This window comes from Halpernia humi, from assembly GCF_900108025.1.
GTDB lineage: Bacteria > Bacteroidota > Bacteroidia > Flavobacteriales > Weeksellaceae > Halpernia > Halpernia humi.
This window is the reverse complement of record NZ_FNUS01000003.1, coordinates 204574-228419: the sequence shown is the minus strand read 5'-3', so window position 1 is coordinate 228419 and position 23846 is coordinate 204574. Positions and strand designations below refer to the sequence as shown.

Sequence of the window (23846 nt, the reverse complement as noted above, 5' to 3'; positions counted from 1 at the left end):
AAAAAGTAAAGTTAAAAAATTAATTTTCAACAATTTTAAAATCGAGTTGTTTTGCAATAAGGTTGGCTTTCACCACTTTAATTCTTAATTCGTCGCCCAACTGGTATTTATTGCCTGTTTTTTTACCGTAAACGGCGTGTGTTTTTGCATCGTATTGATAGGTATCATCCATTAAATCTCTTAATTTTATTAAACCTTCTGCACCGTTTTCTGGGATTTGCACCCAAAAACCAAATTCTGCAACGCCAGAAACAACGCCTGTAAATTCTTCATTTAGGTGGGTTTGCATAAATTTCACTTGCATAAATTTGATGGAATCTCTTTCTGCATCGGCTGCCAAACGTTCCATAGAACTGCAATGTTTGCATTTTTCATCATATTCTGGCTTGTAGGGCGATCTTCCGCCGTCCAGATAATGTTGCAACAAACGGTGCGCAATTAAATCTGGATATCTCCTAATTGGCGATGTAAAATGCGAATAATAATCGAAGCCTAAACCGTAATGCCCGATTGGTTCGGTGGAGTAGATGGCTTTACTCATAGAGCGCATCGCCAAAGTTTCTATCATGTTTTCTTCGCCTTTTCCTTTCACATCGTGCAATAATTTATTTAAAGATTGCGCTACTTTTTTGGTGTTTGCCAAATCCATTTTATAGCCAAAAGTGCCTACAAATTCTCGCAATGCTTCCAATTTTGCAGGATCGGGATCTTCGTGAATTCTGTAAATAAATGTATTTTGCGTAGGTACGCCATTCTTTTTAAGCGAAACAAACTCTGATACTTTTCTATTCGCGAGAAGCATAAATTCTTCTATTAAATGATTAGAATCTTTGCTTATTTTAAAATAGACGCCAATTGGTTGGCTGTTTTCATCTAAATTAAAACGCACTTCGCTTCTATCAAAAGTAATCGCGCCATTTTCAATTCTTTTTCTTCTTAAAATTTTTGCTAACCGGTCTAAAGTTAAAATTTCATCCACCAAATCGCCTTCTTTTGTTTCAATTCTTTCCTGTGCATCTTCATAAGCAAAACGGCGATCGGAATAGATGATGGTTCTACCAAACCATTCTTTTACAACTTCTGCTCTATCATTCATTTCAAATACAGCCGAAAAGGTATATTTTTCTTCGTTTGGCCGAAGTGAGCAAACTTCATTACTTAAAACTTCTGGAAGCATTGGAACCACTCGATCTACCAAATAAATGGAAGTTGCTCTTTTGTAGGCTTCATCGTCCAACAAAGTTCCAGGCTGCACATAATGTGAAACATCTGCAATGTGAACGCCTATTTCCCAATTTCCGTTTTCTAATTTTTGAATGGAAAGCGCATCATCAAAATCTTTTGCATCTTTCGGATCTATGGTGAAAGTGCAAACATTGCGCATATCTCGGCGCTTTTCTAATTCTTTTCCACCAATAGATGTATCAATATTCTGGGCTTCGAGTTCTACATCAGACGGAAATTCGTATGGCAAACCATATTCTGCTAATATTGAATGGATTTCTGTTTCGTGATTCCCTGGTTCGCCCAAAACCTGAATAATTTCTCCTGACGGGTTCCTATTTCCCGCTTCCCAACCAAGCATTTTTACAATTACTTTCTGCCCATCTTTCGCCTCATTGAAATGGTTTCTCGAAATGAAAATATCCGTATTTATTACTTTTTTGTCGCAAATAACGAAGCCAAAATCTTTATGCTCAATCAATTGAAAAGTGCCCACAAATTCTGTGCGATTTCTTTCCAAAACCTCTACAACAGAGCCTTCTAATTTTTTTCCTTTAAAATTATAAGTAACAATCAAAACTTTATCGCCTTGCAAAGCATCTTTCACATTTTTTTGATGAATAAAAACGTCATCTGGCAGTTCATCTACTTTCACATAAGCATTTCCACTTTGGTTAAAATCAATTTTTCCTGTTAAAGTGCCTTTTATTTTTAAATTAATAATATATTTTCCTTTCTCAACTTCTTTTATTTTTTCGCTTGCTAATAATTTATGCAAAGCTTGAATGACTTGCTCTCTTTGGCGGGGATTTTTATAATCTATCCCATCAGAAATCTGTTTATAGTTGTAGATTTTGGTAGAATTTCCATTCATAAATCTTACAATTAAACGTCCGATTTCTTGGAGTTTGTTGTTGTTTTTATCGCTATGATATTTTGACTTTTTTGGCATTTTTTAATTTTCTATTAAATGTTTTAGATAATTATCAAATTTTTCTGATAATCTTTTATGGAAATAAAAAATTTCCTTTTTTTCAATTTTTACTTTTTTTCAATATTGAAATATGTTTAGACGAACTAAGTTTAAAAAAACGTTTAGCAACAACTAATTTTATTTACTCTATTTTGGTGTCTTCCGCCTTCAAACTCTGTTTCAAGAAAAGCATCTATCATTTCTAACGCTAATTTTTCTGAAACAAATCGGGCAGGAATCGCAATCATATTTGCATTATTGTGTTGTCTTGACAATTTCGCAATTTCTACTTCCCAACAAAGTGCACAACGAATATTTTGATGTTTATTTGCGGTTATAGAAACACCTTCGCCACTGCCACAAATTAAAATTCCAAAGACATTGTCACCATTTTCCACAGAACTTGCCGCAGGATGAACAAAATCTGGATAATCAACAGAATCTTTCGAAAAAGTGCCGAAATCTTGCACTTTATAGCTAGATTTTAAATGTTCCTTTATTAATTCCTTGTATTCGAAACCAGCGTGATCTGCTGCAATGGCAATATTCTTCATTTTGCTTTTTATACAAATTTAAGATATAAAAGTTTAATAGTCACTTTTCTAAAATAAAATAGAGATTTGCAACTAAAAAACGTTCAAACAATTAAAAAAAATCTATAAACTACTGAAAATGAGATGTTTTTTACCTAAACTATAAACTATCTTAAAATATGTTAAGAATTTCACAAATAAGTGTGGATAAGTTTATAATTATTTTGCTTTTTTCTTCCAATAATTATTCCTAATGCAAATTAATTTTTAAAATTTCTAAAAAAGTTTTTAAAATAATTATTAGGTTTTGCAAACTTTTTCCATAACGAAATTGTCAACAGATTGATAAATTCAAGTTTATCAACATTTGTTAATAAGTATGCTAAATCATTAATTTTCAATATCTTAAAAAGTGATTAAAATATGATTTAAACTTTAACATTTTGCGGTAAACTATTTTAAATTACTTTTCAACAATTCCAGAGACTACAACAACAGTACTCATATATTTTTTTTATAATAAAGAAATATAATGATGAATGTATGACTTTGGGGAATGAGGAAACTTTTCGAATGTAATCTTTTTTAAACCCGTTTAGAAATCTTAAATTTGTTCAAGTTAATTCGTAAAATAAAAAAATAGCAAGCCATGAAAAATATTTCAGATTTCGATTTCAAAGATAAAAAAGTTTTAGTTCGTGTGGATTTTAATGTGCCGCAAAATGAGAATTTAGAGGTTACAGATGGAACTAGAATTTCCGCAGTGAAACCAACTTTAGATTTAATTTTGAATGGAGGTGGTGCTGTAATTTTGATGACTCACCTTGGCAGACCAAAAGGTGAAAAGAATGAAAAATACTCTTTAAAAAATATAATTCCAGAGATTGAAAAGGTTTTGGGACGAAAATTAAAATTTGCTGAAGACGCTTTAGGAGATAAGACTCAGGAGTTGGTGTCTGAGCTTAAAGGTGGAGAAATATTACTTTTAGAAAATCTAAGATTTTATAGCCAAGAAGAAAAAGGCGATAAAGATTTTGCTGAAAAATTATCAAAATACGGAGATGTATATGTAAACGATGCCTTTGGAACAGCACATAGAGAGCATGCTTCAACTGCGGTAATTGCGCAATTTTTCCCTGAAACTAAATTTTTCGGTTTATTGATGGAAAATGAATTAAAAGCAATAGATAAAGTATTAAATTCTGGTGAAAAACCGGTTACTGCAATTCTTGGTGGATCTAAAGTGTCCACAAAAATTACAATTATTGAAAACATTTTACCAGCAATAGATAATTTAATTATCGGCGGTGGAATGGCTTTTACTTTTATAAAAGCGCAAGGTGGCCACATTGGAAATTCTTTGATAGAAGATGATAAAATGCAATTGGCATTAGAGATTTTGGAAGAGGCGAAAAAACATAATGTGAAAGTGTATTTACCTACAGACACGATTGTTGCGAAAGAATTTAATAATGAAGCCGAGCAGCAAGAAGTCAATATCTATGAAATTCCTGAAGGCTGGATGGGGCTTGACGCGGGTTCTAAAACGCGTTTGTTATTTAATGATGTGATCATTAATTCTAAAACCATTTTATGGAATGGACCAATTGGCGTTTTTGAAATGGATAATTTTGCAAATGGAACAATTGCTTTAGGCGATAGTATTGCTGAAGCTACTAAAATGGGTGCTTTTTCTTTAGTTGGCGGTGGAGATAGCGTTGCGTTCGTGAAACAATTCGGTTACGAAGATAAAGTAAGTTATGTTTCCACTGGTGGTGGTGCGATGTTGGAAAGTTTGGAAGGATTAGAACTTCCTGGCGTGGCTGCGATTACGAAATAGAAATCTTGTGAGAAAACTTTTTTTAATTTCGCTATTTTCTTGTTTTGTAATTTTAAGTTGTTCAAAATCAGATAAGTATAATTCTCAAAATTTCGAGACTAAAAATAAAGATTTATTTTTTGCAAGCGATGATAATTTAATTTTAAAAAATTGGGTTGATTATTACAAAAAATTAGATTCTAAATTTTCATTAAATAAATTTGAATTTACTTCAAAGAAAGCCTTAATTTTTAGAAAAGGAAATGTGTATGGAATTTTTGATAAGAAATTTGATAAAGTTTATACCAACTTTTTAATATTCAATAAAGCAAAAGATAAATATTTAGATTTTGATGGTTATAATTGGAATTTAGCCGATGGTAAAATTAATTTTGCGTTAGACCAAGAAATTAATCTTGTAGATATCTCAAAAAAATCTATTGAGAGAATAGATTTTTTGGGTTCTTCGGTTTGGGTAGAAAATGCTTACTGGAAAAATGATGATATTTTAGTTTTGCTTGAAAGTTCAGAAAATAGAAAACCTATAATTTCTGAAATAAATTTTAAAACTAAAGAAATAAAAAAATTCATTTACCAAGATACTTTAAAAATCGAAAGTCATTTTTCGGAAGAAAGAATTCATAGAATTTTAAAAAATGGCAATTTCTGGTAAAATTTCGCTTTCATAAACCTGTCAAAATTCAATTATCTACTTTTTTTCGATAATATATATCAAACTAGAAAATTCGTAGTTTTTTGAGGCCTTAAAATTAGAAATCGCTCCAAAAATGAAACCTTTTACCCAAAATAGAGAAGATTTTTTATATTTTTCGCTCAACATTGAAATATAAAAAGAATCGAGTAGAAGAGGGCGAATTTTTTTTAGATTCCAATTTTCGCTTTTTGCTTTAATTAAATTTTCCATTCCGCTTTTTGTAAAATGAAAAATATGACGCGGAACATCATAAGCCGCCCAAAATTTTCCATAATGTTTTGCATCAAAAGAATCGGGGTTTGGAACGGCAATAATTAAAATTCCGCCTTCTTTTAATTTTTGATGAAATAAGTCTAAAATTTCATCTTGATTTTCTACATGTTCGAAAACATGCCATAAAGTAATGGCGTCTAAACTTTCATTTTCAACTAAATTTAAGTCATCAATTATTTTAGTTTTTGTTAGTTTTTGTAAAGCCGAATTTCTAGCAGATGCATTTGGTTCAAAACCTAAAGTTTGAAAATTTGTTTCTATATATTTCAAAAATTCTCCTGCGCCGCAACCATAATCTAAGATTTTTGGACCGGTTTGAATAAATTTTGAAAGAATATTTTTTTTATATTTTAAATTAAATCCTTGCAAATATTTATAGAATTTTTCCTTTAAGCTTCCCGAATCTTGATGATGAGAAATATAATCCTTACTATCGTAATATTTCGAAATATCAGCCGGAATGGGTGTAGTTTTAAAAACGCCTTTTATTTCCGTTTCTTTTATTTCGAATAATTCTTGGGTAAGAAAATGGTCTTTTATTTCCATAAAAATTTAATTTAAGACTGCTATTTTTTCAATTTTATTTGATTGTGAAAGCCCGTTTGGGTTACAACCTAGTTTTCCTTCTGGAACTTCCAAGCCTAATTTTTTGTAAAAGGTTAACCAAAATTCATCTGTTTTGCCAGTTTTGGGGTTAATGAATGTCATTGGTTTTAACTCAAATATTTTGTCATTTCTAAAACTTCTTTCTATAAAATCTGAGCAATAATAAGAATCATCATTTAATATGTAAGAAGTATTGTAGGGTTTACCGAGCATTGAATTTGCTTTTGCTAATGCATTGGGAATTGAATATTGATATTCAGGTTTTAGACGATAGAGTAGGATTTTGGTTTCCTTATGTTCTTTTAAGAATTCTCTATATGGAAGTTTGTTGGAACCATTTTTTATAGAGGCCTCTAATACATTTATTTTATTATTTTTTCTTTCTACAATTGCAATATGATCGAAAGAAATAGAATTATCATTTTCTGTTACGCGGCTGATGGCGCCAGATAGATTTTCTTTTTTTGCTTCTACAAATAATAAATCGCCATTATGTATTTTCTTCAAGTTTGTAACTGCGCAACTTTGAATTAAAACAAGAACAAAGAATAAGAAATAGTGTTTCATATAAGATAATGTTTCACGTGAAACATTTTGTTTTATTTACCGATATAAATAATCAAGACATTAATGTCAGAAGGCGATACGCCACTTATTCTACCTGCTTGCGCTAATGTTTTTGGTCTTATTTTAGTCAGTTTTTGGCGCGCTTCCATAGATAGTGATTTAATATTTAAGTATTCAAAAGTTTCGGATATTTTGATGTTTTCTAATCGTGTGAGTTTATCTACGTTGGCTTTTTCTTTTTCTATATAGCCTTTATATTTAATATTTATTTGTGCTTGCTCTTGCACTTCTGCTGAATATCTCTCAATATTTTCTTTTAAATCGGGTATGTCTTCTAAAGTTTTCAGCGTCACATTTGGACGAGTTAATATTTGTGTTGCGCGGTAGGCTTGATCGACGGGTGCAGATTCTACACTTTCTAGAACAGGGTTTATAATGCTTGGTTTTAAAGAAGTTTTAGCCAAATATGCTTCTAATTCAGAACTTTTATTTATTTTTTCTTCAACTTTTCTTAAACGTTCTTCTTTTGCTAAACCTATTTTAAATGATTTTTCAGTTAAACGAATATCTGCATTATCTTGTCTTAAAAGTAAGCGGTATTCTGCTCTGGATGTGAACATTCGGTAAGGTTCTTCGGTTCCTTTTGTAATTAGGTCATCTATTAGAACACCGATGTAGGCTTCGTCTCTGTTTAGTATAAATTCTGGTTTTTCATGTACTTTGTTATGTGCATTTATACCTGCAATTAAGCCTTGTCCGGCCGCTTCTTCGTAGCCAGTAGTTCCGTTTATTTGTCCGGCGAAATATAGGTTTTCTATTAATTTTGTTTCCAAAGTATGGCTAAGTTGAGTAGGCGGGAAGTAATCATATTCGATGGCGTATCCTGGGCGGAAAACTTTTGCATTTTCAAAGCCTGGAATGGCTTGCATTGCTTTTATTTGAACATCTTCTGGTAAAGATGAACTAAAACCATTCAAATAGATTTCTACTGTTCTCCAGCCTTCTGGTTCTGCAAAAAGTTGATGGCGGTTTCGTTCTGCAAATCTATTTATTTTATCTTCAATACTTGGGCAATATCTAGGACCTATACTTTGGATTGTACCATTAAACATAGGTGATTTTTCGAAGCCAGTGCGTAAAATATCGTGTACTTTTTCGTTGGTGTACGCAATATGACAACTTAATTGTTTTGTAATTTTTGGAGTGTCTGTAAAGCTAAATTTTTGCGGATTTTCGTCCCCTTTTTGTTCTTCCATTTTGCTGTAATCCAGTGTTCTACCATCAATTCTTGGTGGAGTACCGGTTTTCATTCTTCCTGCTTCAAAGCCTAAACTTACCAGTTGTTCTGTGATGCCAAATGATTTTGGTTCGCCCATTCTACCCCCGCCTAATTGCTTATCGCCAACGTGGATTAAGCCATTTAGGAATGTACCATTCGTTAAGACAACAGATTTAGATTTTATTGATATTCCTAATGATGTTTTTACGCCACAAACTTGGTTGTTTTCGATGATTAATTCTTTTACCATATCTTGAAAGAAATCGAGATTTGGTGTTTGTTCTAGGGCAATTCTCCATTCTTCTGCGAAGAGCATTCTATCGTTTTGTGTTCTGGGAGACCACATTGCGGGACCTTTGGAAAGATTGAGCATTTTAAACTGTATGGCAGATTTATCGGCTACTATTCCTGAATAGCCGCCCATTGCGTCTATTTCGCGCACAATTTGTCCTTTGGCTATTCCGCCCATTGCGGGGTTGCAACTCATCTGCCCGATGGTTTGCATGTTCATAGTTACCAAAAGTGTTTTTGACCCTAAATTTGCAGCGGCTGCAGCGGCTTCACAACCAGCGTGACCTCCGCCAACAACGATAACGTCGTATATTTCGTTTATCATAATTTTAAAATTGTTTCACGTGAAACATTTATAAAAATTCATTAGAAGCGAAAGTTGTAACTAGCCCTGATTGCAGTGGAAATCCTTTTTTGATGCTGGAACAGCAACAAAAAAGATTGTAACGGAAAGCAGGAAATAGCTCCTAAAAAATATTTATATAAAAATCTTCCTTGTCTCGCATTACAGAAATTTCTTCTTTAGATTTATCTTTATATCCACATAGGTGAAGAATACCGTGTGCTAAAACTCGGAGAAACTCCCTTTCCAAGTCTTTATTTAGCATTTTGGCATTATCTGAAATGCGCGGCAAAGATACGAAAATATCGCCGCTTATTGTTTTGCCTTTTACATAATCGAATGTGATGATATCTGTATAATAATCGTGCTTCAGATAGTCTTGGTTGATCTTCAAAATATAGGCATCATCTGCAAAAATATAGTTAATATCGCCCGTTTTTTTGTTTTCGGTAAGAATGATTTGTTCTAGCCAAGGTGAAATTTTGGAGGAGATTTCTATCTTTTCTATGTTTTCAAAGAAGTAATTTATCATAATTCATTTTAAAAATAGTGACCTAAAATCACATTAAAAATACCTTTTTGATTATTTAAAGGATGGCTGTAATTTAATTTTATTTGTCCGAAAGGCGATTTATAGCCAAGGCCTAAACCTGCGGATTTATATCTAATATTTAGAAATTCTTTTAGTTGAATTTCACTAAAGAGATTTGAAATACTAAAATTTCCTGTTAAAAAGAAGTTTTTAGAAACACTATATTGCAGGTTGTTCGAAGCAAGTAGAATATTGCTGTTTCTAACTTGTCCGAATTGATAGGCTTGAAAGGATACAAAATTGCCTAGATTTTGCTCAAAGATACCACCTATTCCGAATTCGTAATTTGTATAGCGTTCTACACCTACGGTGAAACCTGTAAAAAGTCGTAAAGAATAGGTGAATTTTGTATTTAGAGGGAAATGAAGGCGCAAATCTGCTTTTGCTTGGTAGGATTTTGTTGAGATATTTTTATTAAATAAATCTAAAATTTTACCTTCGGCATTTAGATAAAAGCCCCGCGTTGGGAATTCTTTATCATCTTGGGTGTCACTTTTTAGAAAGACGTAGGCGTTGTAAAAAGTTTGGGTTTGTATGCCATTTGTTTTAAATATATCATTGCTAATACCGCCACCTAAGGCGTAGCGGTCTTTGTAAACCGATTGTATGTATGCTTCAGTTCGAAACCAATTGGTGGGTTGATTATTTTCTCCATCGCTATTTTTAGTGTTAAAACTCATTCCCGATGCATACACACCAAAACCCGGAATGTATCCATTATCAATAAAATAGTTGAAATAATAGCGTGGTTTATCACCAATTATACCGTCTAAAGAAATAGTAGAATTTCTGAAGAAAAGCCTTTTTACTGTTGCATTTAAGAGTAGGCCAGTTTTAAATATTTCATCGTAATGCAGACCAAATTTTAAAAATAAACGGGTATCATCTTCTTGAACATCTACTCGGAGAATATTATGATTATCACTTTGTATTATATCATAATTTATGAGTTTATAATTGTTTGTAGCGTACAATTTATCAATCATTTTATTGATATTTCCGTAAGTGAGAAGAGCAGGGGTTTTAAGGTTCATTTTCCCGCGAACGTAAGAGCGATTGAAAATGTTATTATTAACAAGTTGCAAACTATCAATTTTATAAACATTGGCATAAATACCGTTCATTGGTGCACGTAGGATTGTATCTGTTTTTTTTGGAAGTTCTTTAAGGATAGAAATATATTTTTTTGCTTCTACAAATCCGGAATCTAAAATTTGTTTTTTTGCATCATAACTTGTTGCGCCAAGACCGGCTAAATTTGGATGAATATTGATATCTGTATATTTATATTGATTTTTAGTTTCTCGCTGAATACCAAAATCTATCACTTGATTTAGAATCGATAATGCACTATTCAAATTATCTCGCTTTGCCAAACCTTGGCTAAGATCTACGCCAATTACGATATCTATGCCTTTGTCTTTTAGTGGCTTAGACGGATAATTGATGGTCATTGCACCATCAATGTACAAACTGTCGCCAATTTTTACCGGATCCATCAAACCAGGAAATGCTGAACTGGCCATGATGGCTTGCGATAAATCTCCCTTTTCTAAAATGTTTACAGAGCCCGTTTCTAGGTTAGTCGCCACACACATAAAAGGAATCGGCAATTTAGAAAAATCATTAATAGTAGAAACATTTCTAAAAAGTTCTTTCAAAAGGTAAATATTCTTTTGGCCAGTGGAAATTGCCTTTGGTAAAACATTAAACTTGCCATTATTGACTGGAATAGAGAAGATATATTTATCTATAGATTTATTTAAAAAAGATGTTTCTTGCCGTGTTCTTTCATTTGCAATAATGTTGTAAAAATCTGTATCTAAAACAATTTTTTCTATTTCTTTACCCGAATACCCTGAAGCATAAAGTCCCCCGACAATAGCGCCCATAGATGTCCCAGAAATATAATCTATTTTAATTCCCAGCGAATCTAAAACTTTTAAAACACCAATATGTGCAAATCCTTTTGCGCCGCCGCCGCTTAAAGAAAGCCCAATTCTCGGATGTGGTGGTATTTCAAAATCTTTTTTGACCTGCGCAGTGAAAGCTTGGGCTAAAAGAAAACATATCAGAAGCAGGAATTTTTTCATTAGTTAATCTTTTATATACACTCTTTTTACACGACGCGAAATAGATGTTAAAACTTCGTAAGGAATTGTATTACAATAACTTGAAAATTCTTTAAGGCTTGGGTTTTCATTAAAGATAATTACTTCATCGCCCTCATTTGCAACCAAATCTCCTAAATCTAGCATAATCATATCCATACAAATGTTACCAATGATTGGCTTTAAAACTTTATGAACGCCAAATTTGCCCACGCCATTTCCTATCAATCTTGGGATTCCATCTGCATAACCTACAGGAATTGTCGCCACTTTTGTACTTGAATTTGCAATAAATTTTCTGTTGTAACCTACACTTTCCCCTTCTTTAATTTCTGAAATTTGCGAAATAACGGTCTTTAAACTAACCGCTGATTTCAATTGTTTTTCAATCGTTTTATTTGGCGAAATCCCCACCATTCCTATTCCAATTCTTACCATATCAAATTGAAAATCAGTATAATTCGCAATGCCTGACGAATTTAAAATATGCCGTAAAACAGGATATTTTAAGGCGGAAATTATTTTATCAGAATTTTGTGTAAAAACTTTTATTTGGTTTAATGTGTATTCTTTCTGATCCTCGTCATCAGCAGAAGATAGATGGCTGAAAATACTTTTTACTACTAAATTTTTTTGTGAAAGTAGAAGAATCAATTCATCTAATTCCCAAGATTTAAAACCCAAACGGTGCATTCCCGTTTCGAGTTTGATATGCACAGGATATCGAGTTTCGACACCTTTTTCCTGAAGTTTATCAGTGAATTGCTTTAAAACTCGCAAACTATAAATCTCTGGTTCAAGATTAAAATCTATAATGCTGTTATAACTTTGCTGCTCCGGATTCATCACCATAATCGGGACGGTAATTCCTTTCTTTCTTAAATCAATTCCCTCATCCACAAAAGCCACACCCAAATAATCTATGCGGTGGTGCTGCAAAAATTCTGCAATTTCATATCCACCTAAACCATAAGAATCTGCTTTTACCATTGCCATAACTTTTGTCTCTGGCTTTAATAAGGCTTTATGCACATTTATATTATGCAACATGTTATTCAAATTCACTTCCAAAACCGTGTCGTGTTTTTGCAGCTCTAAAGTCAATTTTAAACGATCAATCTCAAATTTTCGTGCGCCTTTTAATAGAATTATCGCATTTTCAATTTTGTTTAATTCTTGATTATCAATTAGTTCTTCCGTTGTTTCAAAGCAAAGCACCTCATTCGAAAATAATTCTGAATATTTGGTAATTTTATTTCCTACTAAAAATATTTTATCAAAATTTTGCTCGTTTGTAAGTTTTGCGACAAAAGGATAAAGAACTTCTGGCTCTTCTTTTACGTCTATAATATCCGTCAGAATTAAAACTTTTCTGTCTTTTTGATATTCTTTAATGAATTGATATGCAATCTGCAAAGAATCTATATCTAAATTAAAAGAATCATTTATAATTAAATTATTTCGCGTTCCTTCCACGCTCTCTAGCCGCATTTCAACGGATTTTATAGCATTTAGTTTAGAAACAATTTTATCAAGATTAAAGTTAAAATACTTTAAAACGGCTATCACACATAAAGCGTTTAGAACAATTGCTTCTGTCCGAACTTTTACAGGAAATGAAAATTCTTCTTCGTTATGTTTAACCTTGATGTCATTGGCGCTTGTAGACCAATCAGAAAGCAGATGATATGAATTTCTTGGGTTTTTGCCATAAGAAATTAGTATTCTATCAGAATATAATTGAGTTAAAGTGCTGTATAATAAATCATTATCGCCATTAAAAATGATGACACGCGATTCTTTAAATAATTTTAATTTTTCATCAATAATTTCTTTTTCTGATTCAAAATTGATGGAATGTGCCGTTCCAATATGGGTTAAAATTCCTATTTCTGGCGAGAATATTTCTTCTAAAATTTTCATTTCGCCAGGTTTTGAAATCCCGACTTCAAAAATCCCAAGTTGATGTTTTTTTTCTATTTGCAAAAGCGAAAGTGGCAAACCGATTTGTGAGTTAAAACTTTTCGGGCTTTTTACGGTTGGAAACTCATCCCACAAACATTGGTAAAGCCATTCTTTTACGATGGTTTTGCCGTTACTTCCTGTGATTCCAATGCTTTTTAGATGGCAGTTTTCAAAATGATATTTGGCTAATTTCTGTAAAAAATGTGTCGTATTTTCGGTAATAATCCAAGTGATATTTGGATGGTCAAAAATTTGATGTGCAGAAATAATGATGCAAACCCCTTTTTCAATAACATCATTTATATATTTTTCGCCAGAGTTTTTAAAACTATTTAGGGCGATAAATGCCGTGTCAATAGTAGAAAAAATAATTCTACTATCATACGCAATAGATTGTACGTGCAAATTTTCATTACCAATTAATTGGGAATTTGTGATTTTTGCAAGTTGTAAAGTAGTATAATTCATTCTTTTTTGTTCGACATTTTTTCGAAAAATATTCGGCGACTTACGGCTTCATAATTTTCGGTTTCGCCAAGTTCTACTAAATTTTTTCCAGAAGAAGTTCGCAAAGAATAATTGGCCAAGTTCCCTGTATCACGGCAAATAGCGTGAACTTTCGTTACATATTCTGCCGTCGCCATTAAATTTGGCATCGGTCCAAACGGCCTTCCCAAAAAATCCATATCTAAACCTGCAATTACTACTCTAATGCCATTATTTGCTAGTTGATTTGCTATTTCTACAATACTTTCATCAAAAAATTGGGCTTCATCTATCCCCACCACATCGCAGCCAGAACCTAAAAGCAAAATTTCTGAAGTACTTTGTACGGATGTGCTTCTGATTTTATTTTGATTGTGAGAAACCACTTCTTCTTCAGAATATCGGATGTCTATTTTGGGTTTAAAAATCTCCACATTTTGTCCGGCCATTTCTGCACGCCGCAATCTGCGGATTAATTCTTCCGTTTTGCCCGAAAACATTGAGCCGCAGATCACTTCCATCCATCCACTTTGTTTCGCGTGATTTATTGTGTTTTCTAAAAACATTTGGTAAATTAGCAATTATAAATTACTTCAAAAGTAAGCAAAATTTAACAAGATAAAATAATGCAAACCATACAAAATTTAAAGGAAACGCTATTTTCAGATTGTAGAACTTTAATTCAAAAACTAAACGAATCTGAAAACGCAGAAGCCTTAATAACGGAACAGGGCGCGCTTTTTCAACTTATGGAAAAAGTGTCTTTACTGAAAAATTTAGATTCCATTACTAAAAATATTGAGGGAGAGCGGCATTCAAATTTGGAAAAAAGCAATGCTGAAAAAATAGAAACAGAAAATTACATTCAAAGGTTAAAGGAAGAATATTGGAAAACTTTAGAGGAAAAAGAAAATCAAATTGCAGAATTAACTTCGCAAATAAAACTTTCGGCTGATAGACAAATGGTTGCGACAAACATTGAAGATGATTTGGAAGAAATTCGTCCGAAATTGCCACTTGAAGATTTCTTTGTCTCGCAAGAAAATAGCGAAGAAGAAAAACCAGAAAATATTACCACAGAAATAAAAGAAGACACTATTTTACCAATTTTAGAAACCGAAAAAGAAAATGAAGTTTCTGGCAAAAACGATGAAGCCGAAAAAGAAGAAAACCGCCGAAAAATAGTAGAATTTGATAGAAAAGATGAGATTAGTGTCGAAAAAGAACCCGTTTTCAATGATTTTAAACATGAAACGCATGCCGAGAAAAAATTTAGATTAGGAAAAATAAAGGGTTTAAGCGTTGTGAAATCTTTATTTGATGACGATTTTTCTGATTTATCTGAAACTGTGATTGAAAAGAAAACGCCTCTGCAAAGTAGAAATATGGACGCAAAACTCATGGAAGCCGAAAAGCCGAAATTAGATTTTAGAATTGATTTAAATGATAAAGTCGCTTTCACAAAACTTTTATTTAAAGGTGATGAAGCGTATTTAAGAGCCACGATTAATCAATTAAATTCCTATAAAACCTTGCAAGAAGCCAAAGAATATTTAAGTGAACTCTACTACGAAAATGGATGGCAAAAAGTGGACGATTACGCGCAAAGACTTTGGGCCTTGGTAGAAAATAAATTCAACTAAATGAGTGGTATTTTGTATTTTGTTCCAACGCCTGTTGGTAATTTGGAAGATATGACCTTCCGAGCGGTGCGGATTTTAAAAGAAGTAGATTATATTTTATGTGAAGATACCCGAACTTCAGGGAAACTTCTAAAGCATTATGAAATTGCTAAACCGCTGAAATCCTATCATTTACACAACGAACATTCTTACACGCAAAAGGTAATTTCTGATTTGCAAAATGGGCAAAATATTGCATTAATTACAGACGCAGGAACACCAGGAATTTCGGATCCAGGTTATCTTTTAGCAAAAGCAATTGCAGATGAAAATTTAGAAATGCAATGTTTACCGGGCTCAACGGCTTTTGTTCCCGCATTGGTAATTTCAGGTTTACCAAATAATGAATTTTATTTTGCGGGATTTTTACCACCAAAAAAAGGCCGCCAAACAAAACTGAAACAATTGGCAGCAGAAAAAAAGACTATCATATTATATGAAAGTCCACACAAAATCAACACTTGTTTAGAGCAAATAAAAGAGTTTTTTGGTGATGAGACCAAAGTAAGTTTAAGCCGAGAAATTTCTAAAAAGTTTGAAGAAACCAAACGCGGAACAATTGATGAATTAATTGCGTTTTCTAAAACAAAAACCTTAAAAGGCGAGATTGTTTTGGTGGTGAATAATGTTTAAAAATGCATTATTAATCAAGTAAGTCTGCATTAATATTAAATACAAACAAATAGCATATGAAATTATTAGAAGGAAAAGTAGCCTTAATAACAGGCGCAACTCGTGGAATTGGAAAAGGCATCGCAGAAGTTTTTGCAGAGCAAGGCGCTCAAGTAGCCTTTACTTACGCAGGCTCTGTGGATAAAGCCACACAATTAGAAAAAGAATTAAACCAAAAAACAAAGGCAAAAGCCTATCAATCAGACGCTTCAGATTATGACGCGGCACAAAAATTAGTTGAAGAAGTGTTTGCAGAATTTGGCAAAATAGATATTTTAATCAATAACGCTGGAATTACAAAAGACAATTTAATGCTTAGAATGAGCAAAGATGATTGGGACGCTGTCATAAAAACCAATTTAGATTCTGTTTTTAATTTAACCAAAGCCGTGGTAAAACCAATGATGAAGGCAAAATCGGGCTCAATTATTAATATGACATCGATTGTTGGCGTAAAAGGAAACGCAGGACAAGCCAATTATGCTGCGTCAAAAGCGGGTGTAATTGGGTTTACAAAATCTATTGCTTTAGAACTTGGCTCGCGAAATATTCGTTGCAACGCCATAGCACCAGGTTTTATTGAAACTGAAATGACCGCCGCTTTAGACGAAAAAACCGTGCAAAGTTGGAGAGATGCAATTCCTTTGAAACGCGGCGGACAGCCAGAAGATGTTGCAAACGCGTGTGTGTTTTTAGGCAGTGAAATGTCGTCTTATATTTCTGGCCAAGTCCTAAATGTGGATGGTGGAATGTTAACTTAATGTATTTATTAAATAAGAAAACCTACTAATATCACCGAACTTGTCGGTGATTTTTACTTTACGGAATATTATTTGTATCAATTTCAAAAAATAATTTAGAATTTTAAATAGTTCCAATGCAGAAATTGTTAGAAAAATTTAAGGAAACCAGAAATTACTCAGTTGAGTTGTGTAAGCCTTTGGAAATAGAAGATTACATTCCGCAACCAGTGGATTTCGCAAGCCCGCCAAAGTGGCACCTGAGTCATTCTACTTGGTTTTTTGAGGAAATGATTTTAAAGAAATATTTTAAAGATTATAAAATATTCAATCCACATTTTTCTTTTCTATTTAATAGTTATTACCACGCCATCGGCGAAAGAGCGATTAGAACCGAACGTGGAACAAACACGCGACCGACTGTTGAAGAGGTTTACGAATACCGAAAACATGTTGATTCTCACATCGAAAAACTTTTAGAAAACAATAAAAATTCTGAACTTGAAGAATTAATTATTTTAGGAATCAATCACGAGCAACAACATCAGGAACTGCTTATTACAGACTTAAAACACACTTTTTCTTATAATCCGACACATCCTGTTTACAAAATAGGCTTTAATTTGACGGCTCAAGAAAATGAAACGGCGGGCTGGTTAAAAATCCCAGAAGGTATTTATGAAATTGGTTTTGAAGGCGAAGGTTTTCATTTTGATAACGAAAAAGGACGGCACAAGGTTTATTTGCATGATTTTGAAATTTCAAAACATTTGGTCACAAATGGGGAATTTCTAGAATTTATGAAAGACGGCGGTTACGAAAATTTTAAATATTGGCTAGATGAAGCTTGGAATTGGGTGTGTGAAAACGAAATAAAATCGCCGCTTTATTGGCAAGAAATTGAGGGAAAATGGTTTTCTTATACCTTGGAAGGTTTAAAGCCAATCGAGCCAAATCATATTTTAACGCATATTTCTTTCTACGAAGCACAAGCATTCGCGGCTTGGAAAGGTTTAAGATTACCCACAGAATTTGAATGGGAAGTCGCAGCCAACCAATTAAATTGGGGAAAAAGATGGGAATGGACTTATTCCGCATATCTTCCATACCCAAAATTTAAAATCGCTGAAGGCGCAGTGGGAGAATACAACGGAAAATTTATGATTAACCAAATGGTTTTGCGCGGTTCTTCGACTGCCACACCAAAAGGGCACGAAAGAAAAACTTACAGAAATTTTTTCCACCCAAAATACAGATGGCAAATAACAGGAATAAGATTAGCAAAATGACTAAAAACACCACTTTTTTAAAGGATGTAAACGACGGATTAAGCCAAAAAGTGAAACATATTTCTTCTAAGTATTTTTACGATAAGAAAGGAGATCAACTTTTTCAACAAATAATGGAGATGCCCGAATATTATCTCACCAATTGCGAAATGGAAATCTTCAAGGAGCAAAGCGAGGCCATAATTTCTGCTTTTAATATCAATGAAAATCAAGAATTTGAACTGATAGAATTGGGCGCCGGAGACGGCAAAAAAACGCAATATTTATTAGAAAAACTTTTGGAAAAACACCTAAAATTCAAATATATTCCGGTAGATATTTCCCAAAATAGTTTAGATGTAATTTCAACAAGACTCAAAAAGATATTTCCAAATTTGCATATTGAAGCCATGCAAGGCGAATATTTTCAGGTTTTGGAAGCGCTTTTTCAGTCCAAGAACCCAAAAATAATTTTGTTTATCGGTTCAAATTTAGGAAACCTGAATGATGAAGTTGCGCACGATTTTTTGCACAAACTTTCTGATAATTTAAAATGGGGCGAAAAATTGTTGCTGGGTTTAGATTTAATTAAATCAAAAAACATTGTTTTGCCTGCGTATAATGATAGCGCAGGGATTACAAAAGCCTTTAATATTAATCTTTTAGAGAGAATTAATCATGAATTCGGCGCTGATTTTAATCTGGAGAAATTTGATCATTTTCCCTATTACGAGGAAGAAGAAGGCATCGCAAAAAGTTTTTTAAAAAGCAAAATTAAACAAAGTGTTTTCATTAAAGCATTAAATAAATCTTTTGAATTTGCCGAAGGAGAATTGATTACTACGGAAGTTTCCCGAAAGTATAATGACAAAATTTTAAATAAAATTCTAGAAAATTCTAATATGGAAATTCAGGAAAAATTCTTGGATTCTGAAAACTATTTTGCAGATTATATTTTAACTAAAAAATGAGTTCAGAATTACCAATAAAAGGCGTTTTAGGGTTAGGAAAAGAATCTACCAACTATTATTTGCAAAGAATTCATCAAAAATATAATGAAATTAATGGGGGGTTCTCTACTTGTCCGTTTATTCTGTATCAAATTGATTTTCAGGATGTAAATCCTTTTTTGCCTAATCAATTTTCTGTGTTAAAACCAAAAATTGAGGCCTATTTAAAGCAAATTGAAGATTTGGGAATTTCAAAACTAATCGTTCCAAATATTACATTGCACGAAACATTAGATTTAATGCATTACCGTGGTGAAATTTGCCATCCAGTAAATTTAACCATTAAATATTTGAAAGAAAACTACATTTCTAAAATCGTTATTTTCGGAACCATTTATACTATGAATTCCGACTATTTAAAGGAAAAATTTAGTACGGAAAACATTAAAATTACCCAAACTTCGGGCGAAGACCAAAAGTGGATTGATGGTTTTAGAAAATTGGTTTATGATGAAAAGGCGTCTGAAAGCCAAATACAATATTTTCAATCTTTAATTAAAAAATATTCTCAAAACCAATACGTTATGATTGCTTGCACCGAACTTTCCGTATTTGCCACAAAGGGAAATGCAAAGGTTTTAGATATGGCAGAATTGCAGATTGAGGCTTTTTTAGCATAAATTATTTTAAAACTTATTGCCGTGAATAGGGCAATAGATATAATTTCCTGGGAATTTTTGCTGATCAATTGGGCAAGTTTTTTCTGGCATCAAAGAAACTAAAGGCAATTTATAAGTAAATGATTGGCCGCTTAAAACAACCTTAAAGCCGCCTTCTTTCGTTGGGTCTATAATTTTATTTCCAGCTGAATCTTTGTTGCTAAAGATAAAAAATTCAATTCCTGTTCCCATTTTGCCCAACATTTTGCCAAAAAGAGGCTTTAAAAAGCGATCTATTAAAAGACTTACTTTTTCATCAATTTCAGCATTTTTCAATACAGGGATTTTTTTTCCTTTTAAATCGTATAGTTCGAATTTGTTGCTAATAGGTAAAGAATTAAAATCCACACCGTTTATTTCGCTGCCCAAATTATAATCGCCCGCTGCAATTATGGTGTAATCATCCAGCATGTTTTCAAGGGTTTGAAGTTGTTGTTCTGTTATTTGTTTGGTGTTTATCGTTGCAGCTCTCCAATATTCCGTGGGCATCCACCAAACCATTTTGATGTTTTTATTAACTTGTTTAACTTGTTGTATTTCTACAAGTAATTTTTCAGCTTTTGTTTTTTCTTGAGCGAAGAAAATAGCAACAAAGAAAAAAGTGGAAAGAAGTAATATTTTTTTCATATTTATTTTTTTAAAATTAAACGTTAAATACTTGGTTTTCTTGCTCTTGCACACGTATAAAAGTGGTGCGTTTTGATAGTTCTCGCAAGGCAGAAGCACCGACATAAGTGCAGGTAGAACGAAGACCGCCCAACAAATCTTTGATGGTTTCTGCAACCTTACCTTTGTAGGCCACTTTTACGGTTTTTCCTTCAGAAGCTCTGTATTCTGCAACGCCGCCAGAATGTTTATCCATTGCGGTTTTAGAACTCATTCCATAAAAAGAACGGTATTTTTTGCCATTTTCTTCAATCATTTCACCACCAGATTCGTCGTGACCAGCAAGCATTCCGCCGAGCATCACGAAATCTGCGCCGCCGCCAAATGCTTTTGCAACGTCGCCCGGAATTTTGCAGCCGCCGTCTGAAATGATATGGCCGCCAAGTCCATGCGCCGCATCAGCACATTCTATAATGGCCGAAAGTTGCGGATATCCAACGCCGGTTTTCACACGCGTTGTGCATACAGAGCCGGGTCCGATGCCAACTTTTATAATATCTGCGCCGGCAAGTAGAAGCTCTTCTACCATTTCACCTGTTACCACATTGCCAGCAATTATAGTTTTAGTAGGAAAATTAGCGCGGGTTTTTTTCACAAAATCTACGAAATGTTCAGAATAGCCATTTGCAACATCCACACAAATAAATTCAATTTGTGGAAATTTTTCTATTATATTTTTGATTTTTGCTTCGTCATCTTTGCCCGTTCCGGTGCTCAATGCAATATAATTGTAGAATTCTGGCGTTCGATTGTTTAGAAAACTCGTCCATTCATCAAGCGAGTAATGTTTATGAATCGCAGTAAAAATCTTTTCTTTAGATAAAGCGATTGCCATTTCAAAAGTTCCTACAGTATCCATATTGGCGGCCATAATTGGGATGCCTTGCCAAGATTTTTGGGAATGCAAAAATTTAAAATTTCTTTCTACAGAAACCAAAGATCTAGATTTTAAAGTGGATCTTTTTGGGCGGATCATTACATCTTTGAAGCCTAATTTTATATCGTTTTCTATGCGCATTTTTGAAGTTTTATTGTAGTGCTAAATATATAAAAAAGTACGAAAAGATTCTTATGGATTAATTAATGTATTAATTTTTTGCCAAAGTTCGTCATCAAAACCAGATAGCGCAAAATTAGTTCCATCTGCAGCATCGCCCATTCTTATAATTACCAGTTTTTTCGATGGAACGACGTAAATTTTTTGATCGTTTTTACCCAATGCACAAAACATATCGCTTGGCGCACTTGGAATTAATGAACCAGAAAATTGATATTGTGTTTGTGGTAAATGATAACTCGTTTTGCCATTAAGCCACCAAAGATAGCCGTAAGAAAGGTTAATCTTTTGTGACGTGTTAGTGGCAGCATTCACATAATCTTTATTTATAATTTGCGTTCCCGCCCAGTTGCCATTGTTTAAAATTAAAAGTCCAAATCGCGCCATACTTCTCGCAGTGCTCCAATAAACATTTTCATCACCGTTTTGAATCCAAGTTCCTGTCATCCCGATTTTATCTCTTAAATTGGTATTAAAATAATTAATCCAGGTTTGGTGGCTCGCACTGGCGATGATGTCTTGTAATTTTACATAAACATTGTGGTATGCCCATCTTGTTCCGGCATTTGCTTTAAATTTTAAATTAGATGGATCTACATTGTTGCCCAAAGAATCATCTAAGCCAGAAGTCATCGTCAATAAATTATCTACTTTTATGAGATTTTCCTGCGCGGGAGTTTCACTTGTCCAAGCGTTTCCTAGATAAGTAGAAACCCTATCATCAAGATTAATGAGATTATTTTGCTGCGCGATTCCGACTACCGTTGATGTTAAAGTTTTTCCCGCGCTAGCCCAATACCAAGGAGAAGATGATGTTTGTGCACCAAAATACTTTTCCAGAACAATTCTTCCGTTATAAAGAATAATAAAAGATTTTGTGTTTTTTTGCTCTAAAAAATTATAAAGAGGTTGAACCGCGGGATAATGCCACCCGAGTGAATTGAGGTCTGTAGATTCCCAAATGTTAGAATTATTTGGTGGAAAATAGATGCCTTCAGGTGTCGCTTCTGAAGTGTCTGAATTATCAGGATTTCTAGCACAACTATTGACTATGAAAAAAGCAAATAAGGAATAAACTAAAGTTCTCATAATTATTGTTTAAGATTTAGATTATCCACTTATTATTAAGTTAAAATCTACCAAAATTTCTTTTTCTGTTACAATTTTAAGCAGGATCTAAGAAACAGAAACAGATTTTAAGCCGACAATTGAACTTATTAAAGTAATTAAGAAAAAGACCCGCCAAAAATGAGCTGGTTCTTTAAAAAAGAAAATTCCAATTAATGCAGTTCCAACAGCGCCAATTCCAGTCCAGACGGCATAAGCCGTTCCAATTGGTAAGGTTTCAGTGGCTTTTAGCAAAAGCAACATGCTGATTGTGAGGGAAATAGCAAATCCAAAATACCAAAAATACATTTCATTGCCGGAAGTTTCTTTGGCTTTTCCTAAACAAGAAGCAAAAGCGACTTCAAATAGACCTGCAATAATTAGCACTATCCAATTCATAATTAGAGCGATTTTAAAAATAATTAGTCATTTAAAACCGTAGAAAGTTCGGCAATATAGTCGTGCGCCGTCAAATCAAATTTTACCGGAACCACAGAAACATAACCTTCGGCAAGCGCGTTTTCATCGGCATTTTTGTCTGAATCCATATTATTAAAATAGCCAGAAAGCCAATAATATTTTTTACCATGCGGATTGGTTCTTTCATCAAAATTTTCTTCCCATTTTGCGTGGGCTTGGCGGCAAACTTTTATACCTTTTATTTCGTCTTCGGGCAATTTTGGAATATTTACATTGAGCACGATGCCTTTTGGCAAAGGATTTTCTAAGATATTTTTAACGATTTTTTGAATATATTTTTTGCCTTGCGAGAAATCTGCATCCCAAGCAAAATCTAAAAGCGAAAAGCCGATGGCTTGTAAACCTTCTACACCTGCTTCTACAGCGGCGCTCATGGTGCCAGAATAAATGACATTAATGGAAGAGTTGGCGCCATGATTAATACCAGAAACCACTAAATCTGGTTTTCTGGTTAAGATCTTGTCTAAAGCAAATTTCACGCAATCTACGGGGGTTCCGGAGAGAGCGTAATCTTTTTGAGAACCTTCTAGTTGTATTTCTTCGTATGTTAAAGTGGAATTGATGGTGATGGCGTGCCCTTTTCCAGATTGTGGTGAGTTGGGAGCAACAACGATTACTTCGCCAATTTCGGTCATAAATTTCACTAAATTTCTTATTCCAGGAGCGGTAATGCCGTCATCATTGGTTACTAAAATTAGGGGTTTTTGCATAGAAAAATGAGTTTCCAC

Annotated in this window: 22 protein-coding genes; 8 read left to right on the top strand and 14 right to left on the bottom strand. The window is 33.3% G+C overall.

The window, feature by feature from the left end:
- Positions 1–19: 19 nt before the first annotated feature.
- A complete protein-coding gene (rnr, locus tag C4S29_RS08080) occupies positions 20–2176 on the bottom strand; it encodes a ribonuclease R (protein WP_103913634.1) in 2157 nt (718 codons plus the stop codon).
- Positions 2177–2319: 143 nt separating this feature from the next.
- A complete protein-coding gene (rpiB, locus tag C4S29_RS08075) occupies positions 2320–2751 on the bottom strand; it encodes a ribose 5-phosphate isomerase B (protein WP_103913633.1) in 432 nt (143 codons plus the stop codon).
- Positions 2752–3379: 628 nt separating this feature from the next.
- Here rpiB and C4S29_RS08070 point away from each other — a divergent pair.
- Positions 3380–4570, top strand: coding sequence for a phosphoglycerate kinase (locus tag C4S29_RS08070; RefSeq protein WP_103913632.1), 1191 nt, complete (start codon positions 3380–3382; stop codon positions 4568–4570).
- 7 nt (positions 4571–4577) lie between these two features.
- A complete protein-coding gene (locus C4S29_RS08065) occupies positions 4578–5222 on the top strand; it encodes a hypothetical protein (RefSeq protein WP_103913631.1) in 645 nt (214 codons plus the stop codon).
- A 36-nt stretch (positions 5223–5258) separates the two neighbouring features.
- On the opposite strand, the gene C4S29_RS08060 is transcribed toward C4S29_RS08065, so the two are convergent.
- The 7 genes from C4S29_RS08060 to C4S29_RS08030 form a co-directional block, all read right to left on the bottom strand.
- Positions 5259–6083, bottom strand: coding sequence for a class I SAM-dependent methyltransferase (locus C4S29_RS08060; protein ID WP_103913630.1), 825 nt, complete (start codon positions 6081–6083; stop codon positions 5259–5261).
- A 6-nt stretch (positions 6084–6089) separates the two neighbouring features.
- Complete coding sequence (locus C4S29_RS08055) at positions 6090–6650, bottom strand: YiiX/YebB-like N1pC/P60 family cysteine hydrolase (protein WP_233740521.1); 561 nt, start codon at positions 6648–6650, stop codon at positions 6090–6092.
- A gap of 92 nt (positions 6651–6742) precedes the next feature.
- Complete coding sequence (gene mnmG / locus C4S29_RS08050; RefSeq protein ID WP_103913628.1) at positions 6743–8605, bottom strand: tRNA uridine-5-carboxymethylaminomethyl(34) synthesis enzyme MnmG; 1863 nt, start codon at positions 8603–8605, stop codon at positions 6743–6745.
- Positions 8606–8747: 142 nt separating this feature from the next.
- Positions 8748–9155, bottom strand: a complete 408-nt coding sequence (ybeY, locus tag C4S29_RS08045) for an rRNA maturation RNase YbeY (protein WP_103913627.1) — start codon at positions 9153–9155, stop codon at positions 8748–8750.
- Between the two features lie 8 nt (positions 9156–9163).
- Positions 9164–11308, bottom strand: a complete 2145-nt coding sequence (locus tag C4S29_RS08040; protein ID WP_103913626.1) for a patatin-like phospholipase family protein — start codon at positions 11306–11308, stop codon at positions 9164–9166.
- Between the two features lie 3 nt (positions 11309–11311).
- On the bottom strand, positions 11312–13759 hold the full coding sequence (locus C4S29_RS08035; RefSeq protein ID WP_103913625.1) for a bifunctional UDP-N-acetylmuramoyl-tripeptide:D-alanyl-D-alanine ligase/alanine racemase: 2448 nt from the start codon (positions 13757–13759) through the stop codon (positions 11312–11314).
- On the bottom strand, positions 13756–14343 hold the full coding sequence (locus tag C4S29_RS08030; RefSeq protein ID WP_103913624.1) for a thymidine kinase: 588 nt from the start codon (positions 14341–14343) through the stop codon (positions 13756–13758). The genes C4S29_RS08035 and C4S29_RS08030 overlap by 4 nt, the downstream gene beginning before the upstream one ends.
- Before the next feature lie 60 nt (positions 14344–14403).
- Between C4S29_RS08030 and C4S29_RS08025 the strand changes: the two genes are divergently transcribed.
- From C4S29_RS08025 to C4S29_RS08000, 6 genes are all read left to right on the top strand, one after another.
- Positions 14404–15420: a hypothetical protein gene (locus tag C4S29_RS08025; RefSeq protein ID WP_103913623.1), complete on the top strand. Its 1017-nt coding sequence runs from the start codon at positions 14404–14406 to the stop codon at positions 15418–15420.
- Positions 15421–16092, top strand: coding sequence for a 16S rRNA (cytidine(1402)-2'-O)-methyltransferase (gene rsmI, locus C4S29_RS08020; RefSeq protein ID WP_103913622.1), 672 nt, complete (start codon positions 15421–15423; stop codon positions 16090–16092).
- 56 nt (positions 16093–16148) lie between these two features.
- A complete protein-coding gene (fabG, locus tag C4S29_RS08015; RefSeq protein WP_103913621.1) occupies positions 16149–16892 on the top strand; it encodes a 3-oxoacyl-[acyl-carrier-protein] reductase in 744 nt (247 codons plus the stop codon).
- Between the two features lie 116 nt (positions 16893–17008).
- Entirely contained in the window at positions 17009–18160 is a 1152-nt protein-coding gene (gene egtB / locus C4S29_RS08010; protein ID WP_103913620.1) for an ergothioneine biosynthesis protein EgtB, read from the top strand.
- Complete coding sequence (locus C4S29_RS08005) at positions 18157–19110, top strand: L-histidine N(alpha)-methyltransferase (RefSeq protein WP_233740520.1); 954 nt, start codon at positions 18157–18159, stop codon at positions 19108–19110. The genes egtB and C4S29_RS08005 overlap by 4 nt, the downstream gene beginning before the upstream one ends.
- Positions 19107–19769 carry an aspartate/glutamate racemase family protein gene (locus C4S29_RS08000; RefSeq protein WP_103913618.1) on the top strand — a complete coding sequence of 221 codons (663 nt, stop codon included), beginning with the start codon at positions 19107–19109 and terminating at the stop codon, positions 19767–19769. Before C4S29_RS08005 ends, C4S29_RS08000 begins: the two co-directional genes overlap by 4 nt.
- Before the next feature lie 6 nt (positions 19770–19775).
- Here the strand turns inward: C4S29_RS08000 and C4S29_RS07995 are convergent, their stop codons facing one another.
- The 5 genes from C4S29_RS07995 to surE form a co-directional block, all read right to left on the bottom strand.
- Positions 19776–20435 (bottom strand): hypothetical protein, encoded by a 660-nt coding sequence (locus tag C4S29_RS07995; RefSeq protein WP_103913617.1) that lies wholly within the window; start codon positions 20433–20435, stop codon positions 19776–19778.
- Between the two features lie 16 nt (positions 20436–20451).
- Positions 20452–21492 carry a GMP reductase gene (locus C4S29_RS07990; RefSeq protein ID WP_103913616.1) on the bottom strand — a complete coding sequence of 347 codons (1041 nt, stop codon included), beginning with the start codon at positions 21490–21492 and terminating at the stop codon, positions 20452–20454.
- A 51-nt stretch (positions 21493–21543) separates the two neighbouring features.
- A complete protein-coding gene (locus tag C4S29_RS07985) occupies positions 21544–22620 on the bottom strand; it encodes a serine hydrolase domain-containing protein (protein WP_103913615.1) in 1077 nt (358 codons plus the stop codon).
- An 87-nt stretch (positions 22621–22707) separates the two neighbouring features.
- The gene (locus C4S29_RS07980) at positions 22708–23037 is read right to left on the bottom strand and encodes a DMT family transporter (protein ID WP_103913614.1); all 330 of its coding nucleotides are present in this window, start codon (positions 23035–23037) and stop codon (positions 22708–22710) included.
- Between the two features lie 23 nt (positions 23038–23060).
- Positions 23061–23828, bottom strand: coding sequence for a 5'/3'-nucleotidase SurE (gene surE, locus C4S29_RS07975; RefSeq protein ID WP_103913613.1), 768 nt, complete (start codon positions 23826–23828; stop codon positions 23061–23063).
- Positions 23829–23846 lie beyond the last annotated feature (18 nt).